The sequence below is a fragment of the Halorussus amylolyticus genome (assembly GCF_004143485.2).
GTDB lineage: Archaea > Halobacteriota > Halobacteria > Halobacteriales > Haladaptataceae > Halorussus > Halorussus amylolyticus.
Genome location: NZ_ML974132.1, coordinates 311,034 through 328,655, shown reverse-complemented (window position 1 = coordinate 328,655; position 17,622 = coordinate 311,034). Strand labels below are relative to the sequence as shown.

The 17,622-nt window shown below is 65.9% G+C and carries 19 protein-coding genes and 1 tRNA gene; 13 read left to right on the top strand and 7 right to left on the bottom strand.

What is annotated here, in order from left to right:
- The first annotated feature begins 29 nt into the window (after nucleotides 1-29).
- Nucleotides 30-590 (top strand): metal-dependent hydrolase, encoded by a 561-nt coding sequence (locus EKH81_RS08950; protein WP_132059388.1) that lies wholly within the window; start codon nucleotides 30-32, stop codon nucleotides 588-590.
- Between the two features lie 50 nt (nucleotides 591-640).
- Here EKH81_RS08950 and EKH81_RS08945 read toward each other — a convergent pair whose 3' ends face one another.
- The 3 genes from EKH81_RS08945 to EKH81_RS08935 all read right to left on the bottom strand — a co-directional run bounded on the left by EKH81_RS08945 (nucleotide 641) and on the right by EKH81_RS08935 (nucleotide 5,364).
- The gene (locus EKH81_RS08945; RefSeq protein ID WP_132059389.1) at nucleotides 641-2,731 is read right to left on the bottom strand and encodes a glycosyltransferase family protein; all 2,091 of its coding nucleotides are present in this window, start codon (nucleotides 2,729-2,731) and stop codon (nucleotides 641-643) included.
- Nucleotides 2,732-2,924: 193 nt separating this feature from the next.
- Nucleotides 2,925-4,079 carry a polysaccharide lyase gene (locus EKH81_RS19315; RefSeq protein ID WP_202935098.1) on the bottom strand — a complete coding sequence of 385 codons (1,155 nt, stop codon included), beginning with the start codon at nucleotides 4,077-4,079 and terminating at the stop codon, nucleotides 2,925-2,927.
- A gap of 223 nt (nucleotides 4,080-4,302) precedes the next feature.
- Nucleotides 4,303-5,364 carry a DUF1616 domain-containing protein gene (locus tag EKH81_RS08935; protein ID WP_132059390.1) on the bottom strand — a complete coding sequence of 354 codons (1,062 nt, stop codon included), beginning with the start codon at nucleotides 5,362-5,364 and terminating at the stop codon, nucleotides 4,303-4,305.
- 173 nt (nucleotides 5,365-5,537) lie between these two features.
- On the opposite strand from EKH81_RS08935, the gene EKH81_RS08930 reads away from it, so the two are divergent.
- Nucleotides 5,538-5,813 (top strand): DUF8044 family membrane protein, encoded by a 276-nt coding sequence (locus tag EKH81_RS08930; protein ID WP_132059391.1) that lies wholly within the window; start codon nucleotides 5,538-5,540, stop codon nucleotides 5,811-5,813.
- Between the two features lie 30 nt (nucleotides 5,814-5,843).
- Here the strand turns inward: EKH81_RS08930 and EKH81_RS08925 are convergent, their stop codons facing one another.
- The gene (locus EKH81_RS08925) at nucleotides 5,844-6,734 is read right to left on the bottom strand and encodes a DUF7982 domain-containing protein (RefSeq protein ID WP_132059392.1); all 891 of its coding nucleotides are present in this window, start codon (nucleotides 6,732-6,734) and stop codon (nucleotides 5,844-5,846) included.
- A gap of 212 nt (nucleotides 6,735-6,946) precedes the next feature.
- On the opposite strand from EKH81_RS08925, the gene EKH81_RS08920 reads away from it, so the two are divergent.
- From EKH81_RS08920 to EKH81_RS08885, 8 genes are all read left to right on the top strand, one after another.
- On the top strand, nucleotides 6,947-8,512 hold the full coding sequence (locus EKH81_RS08920) for a lamin tail domain-containing protein (protein WP_202935097.1): 1,566 nt from the start codon (nucleotides 6,947-6,949) through the stop codon (nucleotides 8,510-8,512).
- Entirely contained in the window at nucleotides 8,502-8,786 is a 285-nt protein-coding gene (locus EKH81_RS08915; RefSeq protein ID WP_132059393.1) for a DUF3006 domain-containing protein, read from the top strand. The genes EKH81_RS08920 and EKH81_RS08915 overlap by 11 nt, the downstream gene beginning before the upstream one ends.
- 367 nt (nucleotides 8,787-9,153) lie before the next feature.
- Complete coding sequence (locus EKH81_RS08910; protein WP_132059394.1) at nucleotides 9,154-9,570, top strand: 6-pyruvoyl trahydropterin synthase family protein; 417 nt, start codon at nucleotides 9,154-9,156, stop codon at nucleotides 9,568-9,570.
- 1 nt (nucleotide 9,571) lies between these two features.
- Nucleotides 9,572-10,360, top strand: a complete 789-nt coding sequence (locus EKH81_RS08905; protein WP_132059395.1) for a 7-carboxy-7-deazaguanine synthase QueE — start codon at nucleotides 9,572-9,574, stop codon at nucleotides 10,358-10,360.
- Nucleotides 10,361-10,440: 80 nt separating this feature from the next.
- Nucleotides 10,441-10,683 carry a hypothetical protein gene (locus EKH81_RS08900; protein WP_132059396.1) on the top strand — a complete coding sequence of 81 codons (243 nt, stop codon included), beginning with the start codon at nucleotides 10,441-10,443 and terminating at the stop codon, nucleotides 10,681-10,683.
- 98 nt (nucleotides 10,684-10,781) lie between these two features.
- A complete protein-coding gene (locus tag EKH81_RS08895; RefSeq protein WP_132059397.1) occupies nucleotides 10,782-12,005 on the top strand; it encodes an HD domain-containing protein in 1,224 nt (407 codons plus the stop codon).
- Between the two features lie 168 nt (nucleotides 12,006-12,173).
- Nucleotides 12,174-12,809: a reverse transcriptase-like protein gene (locus EKH81_RS08890; RefSeq protein ID WP_132059398.1), complete on the top strand. Its 636-nt coding sequence runs from the start codon at nucleotides 12,174-12,176 to the stop codon at nucleotides 12,807-12,809.
- Nucleotides 12,810-13,258: 449 nt separating this feature from the next.
- Nucleotides 13,259-13,672: a DUF5830 family protein gene (locus tag EKH81_RS08885; RefSeq protein WP_132059399.1), complete on the top strand. Its 414-nt coding sequence runs from the start codon at nucleotides 13,259-13,261 to the stop codon at nucleotides 13,670-13,672.
- Here EKH81_RS08885 and EKH81_RS08880 read toward each other — a convergent pair.
- On the bottom strand, nucleotides 13,656-14,792 hold the full coding sequence (locus EKH81_RS08880) for a DUF7115 domain-containing protein (RefSeq protein ID WP_132059400.1): 1,137 nt from the start codon (nucleotides 14,790-14,792) through the stop codon (nucleotides 13,656-13,658). The two genes, EKH81_RS08885 and EKH81_RS08880, sit on opposite strands and share 17 nt — an antisense overlap.
- Before the next feature lie 177 nt (nucleotides 14,793-14,969).
- Between EKH81_RS08880 and EKH81_RS08875 the strand changes: the two genes are divergently transcribed.
- A tRNA-Met gene (locus EKH81_RS08875) sits at nucleotides 14,970-15,120 on the top strand.
- 50 nt (nucleotides 15,121-15,170) lie between these two features.
- Here EKH81_RS08875 and EKH81_RS08870 read toward each other — a convergent pair.
- On the bottom strand, nucleotides 15,171-15,431 hold the full coding sequence (locus EKH81_RS08870; protein ID WP_132059401.1) for a hypothetical protein: 261 nt from the start codon (nucleotides 15,429-15,431) through the stop codon (nucleotides 15,171-15,173).
- A 363-nt stretch (nucleotides 15,432-15,794) separates the two neighbouring features.
- Here EKH81_RS08870 and EKH81_RS08865 point away from each other — a divergent pair, with 363 nt between their 5' ends.
- Both EKH81_RS08865 and EKH81_RS08860 read left to right on the top strand, forming a co-directional pair.
- Nucleotides 15,795-16,091 (top strand): DUF8028 family protein, encoded by a 297-nt coding sequence (locus tag EKH81_RS08865; protein ID WP_132059499.1) that lies wholly within the window; start codon nucleotides 15,795-15,797, stop codon nucleotides 16,089-16,091.
- Between the two features lie 143 nt (nucleotides 16,092-16,234).
- Complete coding sequence (locus EKH81_RS08860) at nucleotides 16,235-17,203, top strand: aldo/keto reductase (protein ID WP_132059402.1); 969 nt, start codon at nucleotides 16,235-16,237, stop codon at nucleotides 17,201-17,203.
- 44 nt (nucleotides 17,204-17,247) lie between these two features.
- Here the strand turns inward: EKH81_RS08860 and EKH81_RS08855 are convergent, their stop codons facing one another.
- Nucleotides 17,248-17,508, bottom strand: coding sequence for a hypothetical protein (locus EKH81_RS08855; RefSeq protein ID WP_132059403.1), 261 nt, complete (start codon nucleotides 17,506-17,508; stop codon nucleotides 17,248-17,250).
- Nucleotides 17,509-17,622: the final 114 nt, after the last annotated feature.

The window sequence follows — 17,622 nt, the reverse complement described above, 5'->3', positions numbered from 1 at the left end:
CTAACTGCGTACGCCGCGAACGAGTCCTCATGTGGCCGTGGGGGCATCTGGCCGTGGGGTATCTCTCGTACTCGATTTTGGTTCGCGTGCGCACGCGACGAGCGCCCGAGAGCCTGCCGACCGTCGCGCTCGCGTTCGGAACCCAGTTTCCCGACCTCGTGGACAAGCCGCTGGCGTGGACGCTCGGCGTCCTGCCGAACGGCCGGTCGCTGACACACTCGCTTCTGGTGGCCGCGCTCGTCGTGGGTGCGGTCGGATTGGTCCTCCGGCGCCGAAATCGGACGGCGGTCGCCGACGCGTTCGCGGTGGGCTACCTCACTCACATCGCGGGCGACGCAGTGTTTCCGCTCCTCGCGGGCGAGTACGGGGAACTGGGATTTCTGCTGTGGCCGGTCGTGCCCGCAATCGAGTACACCACCAGACCGTCCTTCGTCGGCCATCTGCGGTCGTTCTCGGTGACGGCGTTCACCGGGGTCGAACTGCTCGGCGCGCTCGCGGTGGTCGGTCTCTGGGTTCTCGACGGGACGCCCGGAGTGAGTGTTCTCAAGACGGTTCACAACTGGGTCGTGCACCGACTCTCGTCGCAGTAGGGTCCGGGCGGTCGGGAAGTTCGCAGGCGGTCAGGAGGTTCGCAGGCGATTCAGGGAGCGTTCACGACCGCGCGCGACGAGACGCCAGCGGCGTCTCGTCGCGCGCTTTCGGCGGTCGAATTTCGGGCCGACGACTCGACCGTCGCGTTTCGGGGCGGCCCGACCACCGGGGACTGCTTGTAGCCCACGACGCTCCCCGAATCGAACACCCGGTCGAGGTCGTCGGTCTGATTCCACACCGGGGCGGTCGGCGCGACGTACCGAAGCGACCCGAGGTAGTCCGAATCGTCGCGGTAGCGGTCGGTCTGGCGCAACTGGACCGACCGGCGTTCGAGTTCCCCTTCTCGGACCAACACGACGTTCTCGTCGCCCCCGAGGTACATCCGGTCGGCGTCCTCGTTCACCCCGAGCACGCGACCCTTCCGCTCGTAGGGTGACGCGGACAGATACCGCTCGGTGACGTAGTCCGACAGCACGTTACCCGAACTCATCCCCGCGATGGTCTGCATGCTCTCCTCCTCGGAGTCGGCGACGTAGTAGGTGTAGAACTGGCGCTCGACCAGCGGATTGTCGGACGCGGTGAAGTCGTTCGAGACGGTGAACATCGACAGGAGGAGGAAGACGGCGAACGCGATGGCGCGAATCTGTGTGCCCGTCAGCCCGGCCGACGCCGTCCGTCGGTAGAGCGCCACCAGTCCGTAGCCGCCAGCCATCGCCATGAACGGGTAGGTGTACTGGGCGAATCGGAGGATGTTGAACGACTCGGCCAGCTTTCCGAGCAGGAGCTGTGGGCCGGGGAACGTCACCGCCGCGAGACAGAGCGCCGAGAGCATCACGACCTTCGCCCGACCCCGGAGTCGGTCGGTCGTGAGCGCGGTCAGCACCCCGACGAGGATGAGAATCAGAAACATGCTGTGATGGAGATAGTTGAGGAGTTCGGTCACCGGCTGGCCGATGATACCCGAGTTTATCGCGCCCGGAGTGCTCGACTGGAACATCACACCGAGGACGTGCCTGATGAGGTAGTCCGCGAAGAACACCCAGTAGAACGCCTGAATTACCGCGACGAGCACCAGCACTCGATAGGTGGTCCCCACGTCGTCGGCCCGGGGCAGGGCCACCTTCCGAATCCCGTACTCGACCGACAGAATCAGGAACACGAACGGGAGCGAGGCGGTGTGGTACGCCGCGACGACCATCGTGAGCGCGGCGAACAGGAGTATCGACCGCCTGTCGTTTTTGACCCAGAGCAACAGGAGTATCACGAAGAAGAACGACGCCGCGCTCCGGGGAATCGCGTACATCCCGTTCGCGATGGCGTTGGGGTGCAGACACGTCAGGAGCGCGGCGACCAGTCCGACCTTGTACGAACCGAACACGTACATCGAGGTGAGGAAGACGCCGATTGCGGCGAAACAGAACAGCAGGCCGCTGATGGCGAACAGCGTCATCCGGGGTTTCCACGGCGACCCGGCGAGCAAGTGTTCCATCGACCCGAGGACGTGCCAGAGCGGGAACGACCGGTAGAACCCCGAGAACTGCCCGACGGTCGTCTCGGCCCGGAGAATCTTCTGGACGAGCCACGCGTGGCCGAGGATGTCGGTGCGCCCGATGTAGAAGTTGTACTTGAACGTGACCCCCCAGAGGACGTTGAGGTTCAGCAGGGCGATTTGAGACAGAATCCGAATCGCGCGCCAGTGCGACGACGACAGGAACAGAATCTGGGCGAGGACGACGCCAGCCGACAGCGCGACCACCACGTAGTAGCTGTACGGCCGAACCGGCGTCGAGACGAGGAGGAACACCGCGATAGCTTGGAGGACGAAGAACGCCGACGCCAACAGTTTCTCGGTCCGGAGGTCGGAGTGCCCTCGCGTTGCGGTCTCGCCCCGTCGCTCAGACCGGTGTGGTTCCGAGTCGTATCGCGCCGGGGTTCCGGTCGCGTAGTAGTAGAGCACCGGCGCGACGAGACACGGGACCGCGATGTAGGTGGCCAGAATCGCCAGCGTCTCGAATCCGAGGAGGTACGGAACCGCGAGTCCGGCGAGTCCGGCGGTCGGCACTGCGTACAGGAGAAGCGTTCCGACGCGGCCGAAGCTGAAGCGTCGGCGGGCGGCTTGGGGAATCTCGAACGAAACCATCGAAGAACGGTCGTCGGTCAGACGGGGGCGACCGTGATAAAAAAGCCGCACTGTTCGACACGGAAGCCGGAGTCCGAACCGGAGTAGGCGCTCCCTACCGCCAGAACGACCGCTGTTGGAGACGGTGTACTGACGACAGTACGTTAGCGACAGCGAGCAGTCTGCGCGCCGAAAGAAAACCCGAAATCGAAGCTTACAGCAACGGCGACGGCGACAGCGTCAGGTCCGAGAAGTACGCCGAGTTGTCCGAGGGCGAGGTCTGGCTTCCGCCGTAGGTCAGCGTGAACCAGTACTTCTGAATCTTGATGTCGTCGTAGCCGTCGTTCCGGAAGCGGTAGGTCTCGTCGAACACCTGTTCGCCGTCGACCCACGCCTCGACCACGCCGTCGCGCTGGCCGGGCGTGTTCATCTTCACGTGCTGGTCGACCTGATACCACTGGTCGCGCTCGAACTCGACATCCCACTTGGGTCGGTCGCCGTAACTGCCGCTCATGTCGGCGTGGTAGACGTAGTACTCCGGGCGGATGGGGACGCTTCGCGGGTCGCTCGACGAGTCGGCCGCTCGCCACGCGCCCCGTGCGCTCCAGCCGTTGGTGCCGTCCGCGGCGTTTCCGGCCTGCCCGGTGCTCCCGTACGGTCCGGCCGGACCGGGGAGCTTTCCGCCGGTGCCGCCAGCCTCGAAGCCGCTCGGGAAGTAGACGTGGTAGCGGGCGTAGATTTCCTCGGGTTCGTCGTGGCCCTCGCTCGTGAAGTCGTACTTGAGGATGGTGCCCCAGAAATCACCCTGGTCGAGGTCCACGCGAAGCGCAGTTCGGTCGAGGTCCGACCCGCTTCGGGTCTGGTCCACGATGCGTCGAGTACCGTACGAATCGAGGTTCGTGAACGCGTCGGTGTAGTCGTTGCTGTCGAACGGAATCGTCGTGTACGCGTCGGACACGTCGGGTTCGGCGTCGGAGCCGTCACCGTCGTCGGGCGACTCCGCCGACCCGACCTGCAACTGCGCCGGGCCGTTCGTGGTCTGGACCTTCACCGCGTTCTGGTCGCCGCGGTACCAGATTTCGCCGACCGCGGCCTCGGCGGGGTCCGAAGACTTCACGGGAATCCGGAGCTTGTCGTGGCCGTGGGGCTGAACGGGCGCTCTCGACCACTCGTTTCCGTCGCCGACGAACGTCGCTCCCGTGTCGATTGCCAGGAACTTCGCGCCGTTCTTGGGTTCGTACGAGTCGCGCTTGTCGGCGGTGTCTCTGATTTCGACGTCGGTGTCGAGCTGTTCGAAGTTCTCGTTGAGCGGGACGTGCCAATTCTCGGTCCCCTCGTCTGGGGTTCGGTATGGGTGGTTCGCTGTCATCGTAGATGTGTCTACTGCTGGTGGTCAGCCACTGTGCTGCCGTCGTCGGGCGGGTCGCGGTTCGCCCGACCCTACGCAATCTCAATGCGATACCGATAGCTTATATCTATTTTGGTCTCTTTTTAGTCTATTAAGCTTACATTGAATATCCGGTAGGCCGTGATTACTCTCCCGGAGACGGTCGATGAGCGCGGTTTTCGGGGTTCGACCGTGACAAAAGCAGTTAGGTTCGAGTCACGTTTCGGCGGGGTCGCCACCTCCACGTTTCGGCGGTCGAACGCACGTCTGTCCAGACGTGCGTTCGGCGATACGCGTTCTCACGCGTCGGGTCCTGGGGCGGGTCGCCCCGATACAGGAGGAACTGGAGGCGCAGGCGGTCGCCCGTCGCGTTCGGTCGCACCTCGTGGGTGACGTGAGCCGTCTCGTTGGCCGGGACGCGCACGTCGAATCCGTCGAGTCGATTCGATTCGACGACCGACCCGTTCTCCGGCGCGACCCGCTGTAACAGCACCACAGTCGAGTAATCTGTCGCCTCGCGCTCGTGGTTGCTGATGCCGACGACCACCGACTGCGTCTCGCCGAGCGTGACGTTCGCGGGGTAGCCGTCGGCCGCGAGCGCCCCGGTCCCGTTCTCGGTCGCGAGGTAGAACTCGGTGAACGGTTCGCCCTGCTCGTGGACCGCCACCGCGTAGCCGACGCTGCTCGCGGCGGCCAGAACCGAGAGCACGAGGACGACGTTCAGCGCCGTGTCGGTCCGACTGTCGCCCGGCCCGAGTGCGGTCCGAGCCGACGCGACCCACCGTCGGTACGGGACTCGAAACCGATTCTCGGGCGGAAGCCGCGAGCGACGAATCGCGGCGGCGACCGACGTGACGAGCGTGAACCCTCCGACGACGGCGACGACCGGGACGAGCGTGAGACCCGCGCCGGTCAGCACGAGGAGTATCCCGAGGACCGGGACGACGCCGACGCTCACCGCGACCGACAGGGTCGCGCGTTCGAGACCGCCGATTCGTCGTTTCGTGTGCGGGAAGGTGATTGCGTCGCGCTCGTCGGCCCACTCCACGCCGCCGCGCTCGGGAAAGAGGACGGCCACCACCGCGTATCCCGGCGCGAACAGGGCGAACGGGAACGCGAACAGAAACGGGACCGGCGTCTCGCGCACGCCCGGCAGCGTGACTGCACCCCCCGCCAGCACCGCGAGCGCGACGGTCGCGGCGAGGTCGGCGGGAAAATTCCGGACGAACCGCGAGACGGCTACTCGTGTCCGTCGAACAGGTCCCATTCTCGTCGCACGTACCTCGGTGACGACCAAAAAAGAATCGGCAGTTTCGGGGAGTAGGGACCGCATACTCACTCCACCGGTATCGGGACCGGACGCTCGGCTCGGGCGTCCGGTCTCTCCGGTCGAGAAACGATGCGTGCCCTTCTAATCGGTCGGCGACGTACGTCGTCGCCATGCAAACGTCGCGCCGACTTCGATTCGTCCGCGTCCTCGTCGCGTTGCTCCTCGCGGTCGTGGTCGTGCTGACGCTGTTCGACGCGCTGGCGCTCGAACTGTTCCTCGGCGCGTCGGTCGTCGGCCTGCTGGTCGTGTTCGAAGTGGTCGCGTCCTCGACGGTCTCGGCCGGGTGGCACGGGTCGGTCCGGTGGGTCGTCCTCGCCGGACTCGCCGCGTTCGGTCTCGTAGTCGCCCGCCGGATGGTCGGGATGCTCCCGCCGGGCGTGCTCTGACCGCTCGAACCGACTTCAGGCGGCGTCGTCTCACGCGGTCGCTTCGGTTCCAGTCTCGTCGGGGTCCCACTCGCAGGTCACGACGAAATCCGTCGCACCGTCGCCGACCGCGACTGCGGTCGTCACCGGCGCGTCGAGACCCGCCGCGAATCCGACGCCGAGAAACGAGGGAATCGGATTGTCGAATCGGTCGGGGTCGGGATACGCGCTTCCCTCGATTTCGACCGTGACGCGGCCTCGTTCGACGTCCGGGGTCGCGCTCGACGCGAGTTCGAACCCATCGACCAGCGCGTCGGTCAACTGCACTGCGAGCGTGGACGGTCGCTCAGCGACCGAATCGACCAGTTCGCGCTCGAACTCCGGGTAGAGCGCGCCCGCGGAGGGCGGGAGCGCGACGCCCCGCTCGCGACCGTCGTCGGTGACGAACAGCGAGTCGAGTTCGTCGGGGTCGGGAATCGCGTCGTCGGCGTGTCGGGGAACGAACAGCCTGACGGGTGCGAACCCGGGCGCGTCGATTCTCGCCGGGGCGTATACGCGCCGGTCGGTGAGGTCTCGCTCGGCCGCGAGTTCCGCGCCGGTTTCGGCGAGCGGGGCGTACATCCGGTCGGCGACGGTCGCGGTGACGAACCGCTCGGACGTGAGCGAGTAGGTCAGCACCCCCGCGAACAGTCCGGTACCGCCGAGCGCGAACAGCACGTCGCGCGAGTCGGGGAACGCGACCGCACCGAGGACCGCGACGACGCCGAGACCGAACAGACCGAGCGCAGTGTACCGGTAGGTGGCGCGTCGGCCGCGAGACGGCTCGGCGCGGAGCCGCCGGTTCTCGTCGGCGAGACGGTCGGCGCTCTCGGTGCTGTCGTCCGAGGTCGCGGCCGCCGCGACCTCGGGCGGCTCGCGCTCGGTCTCGGTGTCGCTACGCATGTGTTCCTCCGAGGGGTTCGACCGCTCCTCGGCAGTGAGGCGTCTCCCCCATCGCCAGGATAGACGGCGGTCCGGAAGTTCAAGCTATTGGTCGTTCAGGAAGTTCGGTCGTCCTACCGGTCCGGGGAACGCCATCCTCGGGATTCTTCCGCGCGCACGTGTCATATTATTTTGAGAAGGAGTGTTGTCCCGGCGCGCCCTCGAACGTACCGATGAGCGCCCGCTTTCGGTCCTGTCCGGTCGTCCGCGCAGTCTTGGCAGTCGTCGTCATGTCGGTGCTTTTCGCCGGATGCCTCGGCGGGTCGGGCACACTCACTGACTCGCCCTCCGGCGAAGAAACCGCGTCGCCGACCGAAATGGTCCCGGCCGACGATTCGACTTCGGCCGGTGAATCGACTTCGACCGACGACTCGACGGGCGGAGCGACTTCGACCGAGACGCGAGCCGCCGGAAACCTCTCGGTCCACTTCGTCAACGTCGGGCAGGGCGCGAGCGTGCTGGTCGTCGGGCCGACCGGTGAGACGCTCCTCTACGACACCGGCAACTGGAACGACGACGGCGCGCACGTCATCGACTACCTCCGGGCGCGGAACGTGACCCGAATCGACTACCTCGTCACTTCCCACGCCGACGCCGACCACATCGGGGGCCACGCCGCCGTCATCGACCACTTCGAGACCGAGGCCGACGGCGTGGGCGCGGTGTACGACCCCGGAATCGCGGCCGCGACCCGGACCTACGAACGCTACCTCGACGCCGTCGAGGAACACGACGTGACGCTCTATCGGGCGCAGGCGGGCGATTCGATTCCGATGGCGGGCGCGGAGGTCGGCGTCCTCTCGCCGCCAGAGGGGTACTTCTCGGGCGAGGACCGCAACGAGAACAGTCTGGTCCTCCGGGTCGCACGGGGGAACGCGAGCGTGCTCCTGACCGGGGATGCAGAGCGAAACGGAGAACGCTACCTCCTCGAAACCGCGAGCGACCGACTCGACGCCTCGGTCCTCGCGGCGGGCCACCACGGGAGCAACACCAGCACCGGGCCGGGGCTACTCGCCGCGAGCGACCCGCAGGTCGCGGTGATTCAGAGCGCCTACGACTCGCCGTACGACCACCCGCACCGCGAACTCCTCGAACGCCTCACCGACCGTGAGGTGCCGACCTACTGGACCGGGGTCCACGGGTCGGTGGCGTTCGAAACCGACGGCGAGCGATTCGCGGTTCGAACGCAGCGCGCGGCCGCGACCGACCCGCTCGGACTCCGCGACGCCCCGGAAATCGCGCCGGGGAGCGACGACCCGCTCGAACCGCGAGCGAGATTCCCCGCGCGGGGAGGTACTGGTGTGACCGGCGCGGGTAGCGCGACGAGCGCCGAGGAAACCACGGATTCGGAGACCACCACGGCCGCCACCGACGGCGGAACCGATTCGGCGACTTCGAGCGCCGCGGCGCTCGAAGTCGCCGAGGTCCACGCCGACGCGGCGGGCGACGACCGCGAGAATCTGAACGACGAGTACGTCGTCCTCCGGAACGGCGGCGACCGAACCCTCGACCTCTCGGGGTGGACCGTCGGCGACGAGGCCGACCACCGCTACGCGTTCCCGGAGGGCACCGCGCTCGACCCCGGCGAGAGCCTCACGCTCTACACCGGGTCGGGAACCGACGGCGGGGGCGACTACTACTGGGGGTCGGGAACGCCGATTTGGAACAACGACGGCGACACGGTTTTCGTCCGGACCGCCGAAGGCGAACTCGTGGCGGAGGAGAGCTATGATTCCTGACGGACGCTACACCGCGGTCGTGGACCGGTTCGAGGGCGAGCGGGCCGTTTTGCTCGTGGAGGACGGCGAGGAGACGGTCGGCGAGATGGCCGTGCGAGAGGGTCGTCTGCCCGACGACGCCCGCCATCAGGACGCGATTCTCCGGGTGACGGTCCAGAACGGGAATTTGGTGGGCGCGAGCTACGACCCCGACGAGTCCGAGCGCCGACGCTCCGAGGCGCAGAGCCGATTCGATAGGCTCGCCCGTAGGCCCGACGACGATTCCGAGGAGTGAGGCCGTGTTCCGATTCCGTTGTGGCCGGTGACACAGACCACCGGGAAACCGCCGGTGAGACGGACCGCCGTGGGGGTGGAATGAAAGGGGCCGCGCGATCACGCTTGCGTGGTCGCCTGCGCGGGCCACTATTCGGCGTCGGGCGGTGGTCACGCGAGCGAAGCGAGTGTGACCTCGGAAGACGCGGTTTGTCTTCCGGCGCCGAGAGACGCCGAATATCCCGCGTCAGCGACCGTGAACGCGCGGGGGCTTTCGAAGTAGTTCTGCTTCTGTCGCCTGCGATTCGAAGCAGTCGATACTTTCTGGATACACTCTGGGCATCAGGTCGTTCGAACGAATTTAAGTACGCCCAAGAGAATCTTCAGGTATGACTGAGCGAACCCTCTACGTCGGCCGAGACCGTCCGATTCGCATCTCCGCGGGCCACAGACTCCTCCACCACGACGGGAAGTGTAGCCGTCCGCACGGTCACAACTACGAAATCGCCGTGAAGGTCAAAGGTGAACTCCGCGAAGAAGGGTGGGTCGTGGATAAGGGAGATATTACCTCGATAATATCCGAGTGGGACCACATGTTCCTGCTGGAGGACGGCGACCCGCTGGTGGAGGCGTTCGAGTCGAGCGGCGACGGCGACTCGTTGGTCGTTCTCGACGCCCCGCCGACCGCCGAGATGATGAGCGTCGTGTTGGAGCGCAGACTCGCCGACGCGCTCCCCGACACCGTCTCCGAGATTCGCGTGCAGGTGAGCGAGACCGCCGAACTCTGCGGCGGGTCGGAGTTCTGAGATGCCGGTGAACAGTGACGTCGAAGCAACCGAGGACGCCGGCGCGACCCGCGATGCTAACCCGGCTCGCGACTCCCTCCCGATAAACGAACTGTTCGAATCGTTGCAGGGCGAGGGCCGACTCGCGGGCGTGCCGAGCGTCTTCGTCCGAACCTCGGGGTGCAATCTCCGGTGTTGGTTCTGCGACTCGTACCACACCTCGTGGGAGCCGACCCACGCGACGATGGGCGTCGAGGAGATTCTCGCGGAAGTCGAGTCGTTCGGCGCGGACCACGTGGTCGTCACGGGCGGCGAACCGCTGATTCACGACTCGGTGGTCTCGCTCCTCGAACAGTTGTCGGAACGGGGGTATCACACGACGGTCGAGACGAACGGAACCGTCTACCGGGACGCCCCAATCGACCTCGCGAGCGTCAGCCCGAAACTCGCGTCGAGCACGCCCACGCCCGAAACGGACCCGAAAGGCGAGGGCGAGTGGGCCGAGCGCCACGACGACCGGCGCATCGACCTCGACGCGCTCGCGGCGCTGGTGGAAGCCTACGACTTCCAACTCAAGTTCGTGGTGTCCGACCGGACGGAGATGGACGAAATCATCGGCCTCGTCGAGCGACTCCGGGAGGTGTCCGACGCGGAGATTCCCGACGCGAGCGTGCTGTTGATGCCCGAGGGCGCGACTCGCGACCGACTCGAAGAGACGCGACCGGTCGCGGCCGAACTCGCCCAGGAGTTCGGCTTTCGGTACACGCCTCGGCTCCACGTCACGCTGTGGAACGACGCGCCGGGCACGTAGCCGCCCCGAATATCTCCGATTTGCGATACATTTAATTGGGCGCACTTCCCTCGGAGTAGTACGAGGGAGGAACGTAACAGATGCCAGTGAAATCCGGCGGGTCCCACTCGTTCTCGGCGTTCGGTAGCATGGTCGTCGCCGCAATCATCTCGAAGTACGTCTGGGAGGCCGCGCCGTCGTTCGCGAGAATGTCCCGACTCGCGGGCGACGTACTCGTCACGACGACCGGTGTCGAGTTCGCCCCGGAGTTCGTCGGACAGGTGTTCATCGCCACCGGGTTGGCGTTCGTCTGGGGCGTCCTCTATCACGTCTCGCGACACTGAGCGCGACTCGCGCCACCGGGCGCGACACCCTCTTCCCAGTTGAGTCCCCGAGTCCCGTCGTCCGGCGGTTTTTATACCAAGACGCCGAACTGTGGAATATGAAGACTATCAAGGACAGCGTCCACGACCACATCGAGGTCGAGGGCGTCGCTCGCGCGCTCCTCGATACGCCCGCAGTCCAGCGACTCCGCCGCATCAAGCAGCTCGGACCCGCACATCTCGTCTACCCGTCCGCGAATCACACCCGATTCGAACACAGCATCGGCGTCTACCACTTGGCGTGCGAGGCGCTCGACCACCTCGGAATCGAGGGCAAGCGCGCCGAGCGAGTCAAAGCCGCCGCCATCCTCCACGACGTGGGCCACGGCCCGTACAGCCACACCATCGAGGAGGTCATTCACCGTCACACCGGAAAGTACCACGACGACGTTCACGACCTACTCGACGAGCGGACGGTCGGCGGCGTGCTCGCCGACCACGACCTCGACCCCGACACTATCGCCGACTTCATCGCGGGCGAGACCAACCTCGGCCAAATCGTCGCGGGCGAACTCGACGTAGACCGGATGGACTACCTCGTGCGCGACGCCCACCACACCGGCGTTCCGTACGGCACTATCGACCACGCGCGGCTCGTGCGCGAACTCACGCTCATCGACGGCGAACTCGTCCTCGCGGAGGGCAACGTCCCGACCGCCGAGAGCCTCCTGCTCGCACGAGCACTTATGAATCCGACAGTCTACAATCACCACGTCACCCGCATCTGTCGGGGAATCCTCCAGCGTGCGAGCGAGCGCCTGCTCGCCGACGGGGACGTCGCACCCGAGCAACTCCGGCGGATGGACGACCACGACCTGTTTTCGGCGCTCCGAGCCACGCCCGAAACGCGGGAGTTCGCCCGGCGACTCGGCGACCGCGACCTCTACAAGCGCGCAGTCTGGGCAGAGATGGACGACGTGCCCGAAGAGATTATCGACGCCGGCCACGACGACATCCGCGAGTACGAGGCCGAAATCGCGGTCAACGCCGGAGTGGACGGCGACGAGGTCATCGTGGACGTACTCGACAGGCCCAGCATGACCGAATCCGCGACGCGAGTCATCGTCAACGGCGAGATTCGCCGACTCGGCCAGCAGTCCACGCTCGTCTCGGCGCTCCGGCAGGTCCAGCGCGAGCAGTGGCGACTCGGGGTGTACGCGCCCGCCGACGCCACCGACGCGGTGGGTCACGCCGCGGAGTCGGTACTCGAACTCGAAACCGACGGCGCGCTCGTCAGCGAGGTTCGGTCGCCGGGGACCCGGACGACGCTGGACGAGTTCTGATAGTGATTGCTGTGACTCTGTACCACCAAGCGGTCACAGACCGACGAAGTCACCCCTCGATACCTCGAAATTTCTGAAGGATGCTGAAAATACTCACAGCAATCACTATGAATCCCAGCGTTTCGAAACGGCCGTACGTTTAAGTCCACCCGGAGCGAACCGGGGAATATGGCCGTGTACGGCCGTCCCTCTCAACTCCGGGCACTGTTCGACGAATCGCCGACGCCGCACATCGCCCATCCGCCTCGGACCCACCACCGAGATTTCTACGTCGCCACAGACGGCTCGTACAGCCTCAACACCGGCGACGGCGGTCTCGGCGTCATCATCGAAACGCGAGACGGGCGACGGGTCGCCCGTCTCGCCCTCCCCGACGACACCGTCGCCGACAACAACGCCGCCGAGTATCGGGCGCTCCATCTCGGACTCGACGTGCTGACGGCTCGCGCCCCGCCAGACGCCCGCGTCGGCGTCGTGGTGGACCACGACGACCTCGCCGCGAACGTCAACAGCGCGTCGCTGGCGACCCGCCGAAGCGACCGCGTCCCGCCGCGAACGCTCCGCGTTCCCGACGCGAATCGACACCACTGGCGCGGAATCCGGGCGCGAATCTGTGGATTTCGGGAGGTTCGGGCGGCGGTCGTGGCGAGCGATACCAACCCCGCCCACGCGCTCGCGAACGCGCCCGACGAGTACGCCCACGTCAACGCCGAGACCGAGCGATGCGTCTTACCGGACGACTCCGGGTCGAGCGAGGCCCAGATTCCGCCACCGTCGCGCGCAGACCGACGTGCGAGCGACTGACCGCATCGCGGTCAGTCGCTCGCGGGTGGCGGTTCCCCACAGATGTACTAGCCGCTCGACGGCGGTTGGCTATCAGTCGCCCACTGGCACCTGACAGTCACGCGGCGGCGGCTTAGTCGACCAGACCCACGCAGTAGACGTGTTTTTCGAGTTCTGCCTCGGTCTCGAACTCGTCCCCACACGCTTCGCAGACGTATCGCTGGTGGTCCCCCATGCGAGGAACCACGCCGTGAACCGGCGTAAAGCTTGGGCGAGCCGTTGTCCTCGAAACGCCACGAGAACGAGCGACAGGACCGAGGCTCGCCAACGAGCGGTCGTCACGCCCCGAGTTGGACCCGTTTTTGTATTTAAATGTTCGCGAGGTCTCGGGGTCGCTTCCGTGCCCGCGTCGAACCGCTCCGACGGTCTGCGCGCAAGCTTTAATTCGTCGCACGAGGGAGTCCGAGTCGATGGCAGACGACGCTCCCGGGGCGGCCGACCGCACGCGCGAAGCGGCCGACTCGACCGCCGACCCGGACCCCGTCGAGGTCGGCGTCGAACTCCTCTCGAAGCTCGAAGACCCAGAGCTATCGGTCGCGGAGGCGGTAGACCGCATCGAGACGGTCACGACCCACCCCGCGACCACGCGGACGATTCTCGACGAGGCCGAAAAGCGCGGGGTCATCGAGCGCGAGCAAGGCATTATTCGACCGAAAGGCGGCGGCTACGTCAGTTTCCAGAGCGAGGTCGTTACCAAGGAAGGCGAGTTCTCGTGTCGGCGATGCGGCGCGGGCATCTCGACCGGCTACTTCATCAAATTAGACGCCGGGGAACACGGCGCGTTCGGCCCGGAGTGCATCCGGAAGGTCACCGGCCGCGACTGAGTTCCTCGACCAACTGTTCGAGGGTTCGCTGTTGGGCGGCCAGCAGTTCGTTCTGTCGCTCGACGGCTTCGGTCAGGGCTTCGAGACGGACGTCGGTGTCGTCGGCTTCGAGTTCCGAACTCGCGGGTTCGAAGCCCGAGTCCGCGAAGCCGCTGGCGGTCGTCTCCTCGCTCCAGCCGTCGGTGTCCACGCTCGCGTCTGCTGTGGCGCTCTCAGTCTCGTTGGCGTGCGCGACCGCATCATCCGAGTCCGCCTCGGCCGAGACCGGTTCTCCGCTCGGTGTCGGGTCGGTCGTCGGTTCATCGCCGGGTCGCTCGCCGGTCGTCACGCCCGCGTCGTCGTCGATAATCGCGCCGTCGTCGTCGAGTTCGGGCGGGTTCGCTTCGATGGGGTCCACGCCGCCCGCGAGCGGGTCGGCCCGGTCGTCGCCGCTCGCAGACTCGACTTCGCCCTCGGTTTCGGCGTCCGACTCGGTCTCGGGGTCCCGAACTTCGCGGGCGAACTCCTCGTACGAGGAGACGCCGTGATAGTCGAGGAGCGCGCGTTCGATGCGCTCGCGCACCTCGCGAGTCTGGTCGCTCGGCGTCTTGATTCGCTGCGGACGGCCCGCGCTCTCGATGATTATCTGGGAGGAGACGTTCCCCTCCTCCACGTCGAGGCGGGTCACGTCTTCGAATCGGAACTCCTCGTAATCCTCGTCCCAGACCGCCGCGCCGACGTGTTTGACGACGCGGTCGCTCGTGATGACCAGCGTGAGTTCGCTGAACTGGTAGGTCTGCGTGACCGTCTCGTCGGGACCGGTCACGCCCGCGGCGTTCAGGACGCCAGCGAGTACGGGGTGGAGCGCCTCGTAGAGGCGACTCGACGGAACCTTGAACTTCTCGGTGCCGTCGATGCCGAAATCGAGTTGGACGGCGGCTTTCCGGCGTCCGTCGGAAATTTCGATTCGCTCCGCGTCGTGGGAGTACTCCTCGACCGACTCGTCGCTGAGCAAGCCGTCTGCGCGGTAGATGAGAGTTCGACTCGGAGTGACGAAGAGCACGTCTTCGCCCCCGAGAGGGACTTGGGCCGCGACCTGTTCGCCGTCGAGTCGGGACTGCACGATACCGGGAACGCTCATGCTCAGGTATGTTAATCCCCTCGGCTTAAATCCGCCGGGTGCGGCCCCCGGTTCGAATCCGACGGTCGGCGGCGGCGACGCACCGCGATTTCGCCGACCGAAATTACCGTGGGACCGGGTGGCCCACCGCGTCGAGATGAGAACTTTAAAGGCTACCTCGCGTCTACGGTAAGTCGAGCCCGGGTGGCTTAGCTGGACATAGCGCCGCACTCATAGGGTTCTGAGATTCGGTGCTCAGGCCTTGGAAGCCTCCCCATGTCCGACGAGGACTGCCGAGCCTCGAACCTGGGACATGCGGAGATCGAGGGTTCGGAGCCCTCCCCGGGCATTCTTCGAAATTTGTCGTGGTAGTTACGACGCTCCCTTCCACGGGTCGAGTCATCCTTCTTCCCGGTTGAGTTCGCTCGGGTTCACCTCGCCCTCCAGATACCGCTTTCCGAGCGAGCTAATCGTGTAGATGTCGCTTCCGAGGTGTTCGACGAGCCCGTGGTCCGCGAGCGTCCGACACCGCTCGGCGACTTGGTCGTCGGTCAGCGGCAACTGCTCGGCGATGGTGTTGAACGTGTCCTTTCGTTCGGTACGTAGCAGGGCGAGCAGGTGGTCGTCCTCCGGATGCATCCAGTTCGCCCCCTCGCGCATACGTGCCCTTGCCGCCGAGCGCACTCATGCTTTTCTCTCGGGAGAACCGTTCGCCGGGGCGTCGGACGCCCCCGACGGGAAGTCGAATCGGCTCCGAGCAGTTCGGTATCGCGGCCTATTCGAGTGAAAGCAACGCCTGATTACCCCGCTTGGAGCAGGCGAGAGACAATATTTAAACACCCACCGAGAAGACGGGAAAAACCCTCAAAACCGGTTTTAAATTTTATAGCCCTCCCTAAGGCGTTTTTGAAACGTTTCGAAAATCGGCGTTTCGGATGAACTGATTTGAAATTGCGCTAACGCTCTCCCGCTTATATGTCCCCTGCCGTGTAACGAGTGATTGAAGACGAGGTGACCGCCACGATGTCCGAACCGTCCCTTCAAAACGAAAACAACTCCGCCATTGGTTCCCCTGCTGACGCCGGTGAAGCGACCGCAGGGCGTCACAAGCTCGCAGCGCTGTTCGACCGGTACCACGAGCACGCGCTCACGACGCCGGTCGAGGCCGTCGGCTTCTGGGCGGCAGTCGCGCTGCCGTTCCTCTACCTCCCGCTGCTCGCGACCGGTATCTCCTCGGAGGCCGAACTCGTTACGTTCCTCGGTCTGCTCGCGCTCAACGTCGCGGCGCTGCTGGCCGGTCACGGCTACAACCGCGACTGAGCCTGCTCGGCCCTCCCGGCCGAATCTTTCGGTCGTCTCAATCCTTCGTCCCTCCATTTCCTCGGACTCCGATTCGAGTCCTCCGTTCCGGTCGGCTTTCGAAGATGGACGCGTTTAACCCTCCGGTCCGAGAAAATCGGACTATGGGACTCGACACGGTGGCGCTCGGACCGACCGGCACGCAAGTCAGCGAAATCGCGTTCGGGACGTGGCGATTCGGCCACGAGAACGACGCGGGCGAGATAGAAATCCGCGAGAAGCGCGCCCACGAACTCCTCGACGCCTACGCCGCGGCGGGCGGGAACTTCATCGACACCGCCGATATGTACGGCGACGGCCGGAGCGAGGAGTACATCGGGAACTGGCTCGCCGACCGCGACCGCGAGGAGTTCGTGGTGGCCTCGAAGATTTACTGGCCGACCGCCGACCACCCGAACGGCGGGGGCCTCTCGCGCAAGCACCTCCGGAACAACCTCGACGAGATTCTGGACCGACTCGGTACCGACTACGTGGACCTGCTCTACATCCACCGGTGGGACGACGAGACGCCCGCCGAGGAGTTCATGCGAACCCTGAACGAGTTCGTGCGCGACGGCAAGGTCAACTATCTCGGCACCTCGACGCTCGAACCCAACGCGTGGAAGGTCGCGAAGGCCAACGAAATCGCGGACAGGCGGGGCTACGAACCGTTCACGCTGGCCCAACCGCGCTACAACCTCGCGAACCGCGAAATCGAGGGGAACTACCTCGACATGTGCGCCGACTACGACGTGGGCGTCGTCCCGTGGAGTCCCCTCGCGGGCGGCTTCCTCACGGGCAAGTACGGCCGCGACGAGGAACCGCCGGAGGGGACCCGCGGCGCGACCGACCAGCAGTTCCGCGACTCGTATCTGACCCCGGAGAACTTCGACGCGCTCGAAGCCGCCGAAGCCGTGGCCGAGGAAGTGGACGCGACGCCCGCACAGGTCAGCCTCGCGTGGCTGACCCACCACGAGCAGGTCACCGCGCCCATCGTGGGCGCGCGCACGGTCGAACAGTTAGAAGAGAACCTCGTCGCTACGGAAATCGACCTCACCGACGAGCAGTTCGACCGACTCGCGAACGCGAAGTAGCGCCGCTTTTCGGCCGTCGCACGCTACGGATTTCGACGCGCTCGCTACTCGATTTCGACGTACAGCGCCGCCAGCAGCGCGACCCCGACCACGGTGAGAACGGGGTGCGACAGCGCCTCGACGCCGAAGAAGTAGAGCGAACTGTTCACCGCGACCGCGCCGCCCCCGATAGCGAACGCGGCTTCGGTTCGCGGAGCGGACAGGCGGCGCGGAACGTGCGGACGGCCCGGACCGCGCGGGTCGCGCTGCGCGCGCGACCCGCGCTCGGTCGGCGACCTCGTCGAATCGGTGTTCCAATCGGCCATCGGGTGTGCTGTCGGTGGGGAGCGTATAGCCCTTGTGGAGAATTGTCGGGCGACGACCCGCCGGGTGGGCGCCCCGGGGGGGGGGGGTCGGGGGCGGAACGGGCGGCGGCCTTG

Coding starts and splice junctions, on each gene's coding strand:
- EKH81_RS08950 (WP_132059388.1), top strand. CDS start 30: ATGTGGCCGTGGGGGCATCTGGCCGTGGGGTATCTCTCGTACTCGATT.
- EKH81_RS08880 (WP_132059400.1), bottom strand. CDS start 14,792: ATGAGCGTTCCCGGTATCGTGCAGTCCCGACTCGACGGCGAACAGGTC.
- EKH81_RS08885 (WP_132059399.1), top strand. CDS start 13,259: ATGGCAGACGACGCTCCCGGGGCGGCCGACCGCACGCGCGAAGCGGCC.
- EKH81_RS08870 (WP_132059401.1), bottom strand. CDS start 15,431: ATGCGCGAGGGGGCGAACTGGATGCATCCGGAGGACGACCACCTGCTC.
- EKH81_RS08915 (WP_132059393.1), top strand. CDS start 8,502: ATGATTCCTGACGGACGCTACACCGCGGTCGTGGACCGGTTCGAGGGC.
- EKH81_RS08865 (WP_132059499.1), top strand. CDS start 15,795: ATGTCCGAACCGTCCCTTCAAAACGAAAACAACTCCGCCATTGGTTCC.
- EKH81_RS08945 (WP_132059389.1), bottom strand. CDS start 2,731: ATGGTTTCGTTCGAGATTCCCCAAGCCGCCCGCCGACGCTTCAGCTTC.
- EKH81_RS08900 (WP_132059396.1), top strand. CDS start 10,441: ATGCCAGTGAAATCCGGCGGGTCCCACTCGTTCTCGGCGTTCGGTAGC.
- EKH81_RS08910 (WP_132059394.1), top strand. CDS start 9,154: ATGACTGAGCGAACCCTCTACGTCGGCCGAGACCGTCCGATTCGCATC.
- EKH81_RS08890 (WP_132059398.1), top strand. CDS start 12,174: ATGGCCGTGTACGGCCGTCCCTCTCAACTCCGGGCACTGTTCGACGAA.
- EKH81_RS08860 (WP_132059402.1), top strand. CDS start 16,235: ATGGGACTCGACACGGTGGCGCTCGGACCGACCGGCACGCAAGTCAGC.
- EKH81_RS08855 (WP_132059403.1), bottom strand. CDS start 17,508: ATGGCCGATTGGAACACCGATTCGACGAGGTCGCCGACCGAGCGCGGG.
- EKH81_RS08920 (WP_202935097.1), top strand. CDS start 6,947: ATGAGCGCCCGCTTTCGGTCCTGTCCGGTCGTCCGCGCAGTCTTGGCA.
- EKH81_RS08895 (WP_132059397.1), top strand. CDS start 10,782: ATGAAGACTATCAAGGACAGCGTCCACGACCACATCGAGGTCGAGGGC.
- EKH81_RS08925 (WP_132059392.1), bottom strand. CDS start 6,734: ATGCGTAGCGACACCGAGACCGAGCGCGAGCCGCCCGAGGTCGCGGCG.
- EKH81_RS19315 (WP_202935098.1), bottom strand. CDS start 4,079: ATGACAGCGAACCACCCATACCGAACCCCAGACGAGGGGACCGAGAAT.
- EKH81_RS08930 (WP_132059391.1), top strand. CDS start 5,538: ATGCAAACGTCGCGCCGACTTCGATTCGTCCGCGTCCTCGTCGCGTTG.
- EKH81_RS08935 (WP_132059390.1), bottom strand. CDS start 5,364: ATGGGACCTGTTCGACGGACACGAGTAGCCGTCTCGCGGTTCGTCCGG.
- EKH81_RS08905 (WP_132059395.1), top strand. CDS start 9,572: ATGCCGGTGAACAGTGACGTCGAAGCAACCGAGGACGCCGGCGCGACC.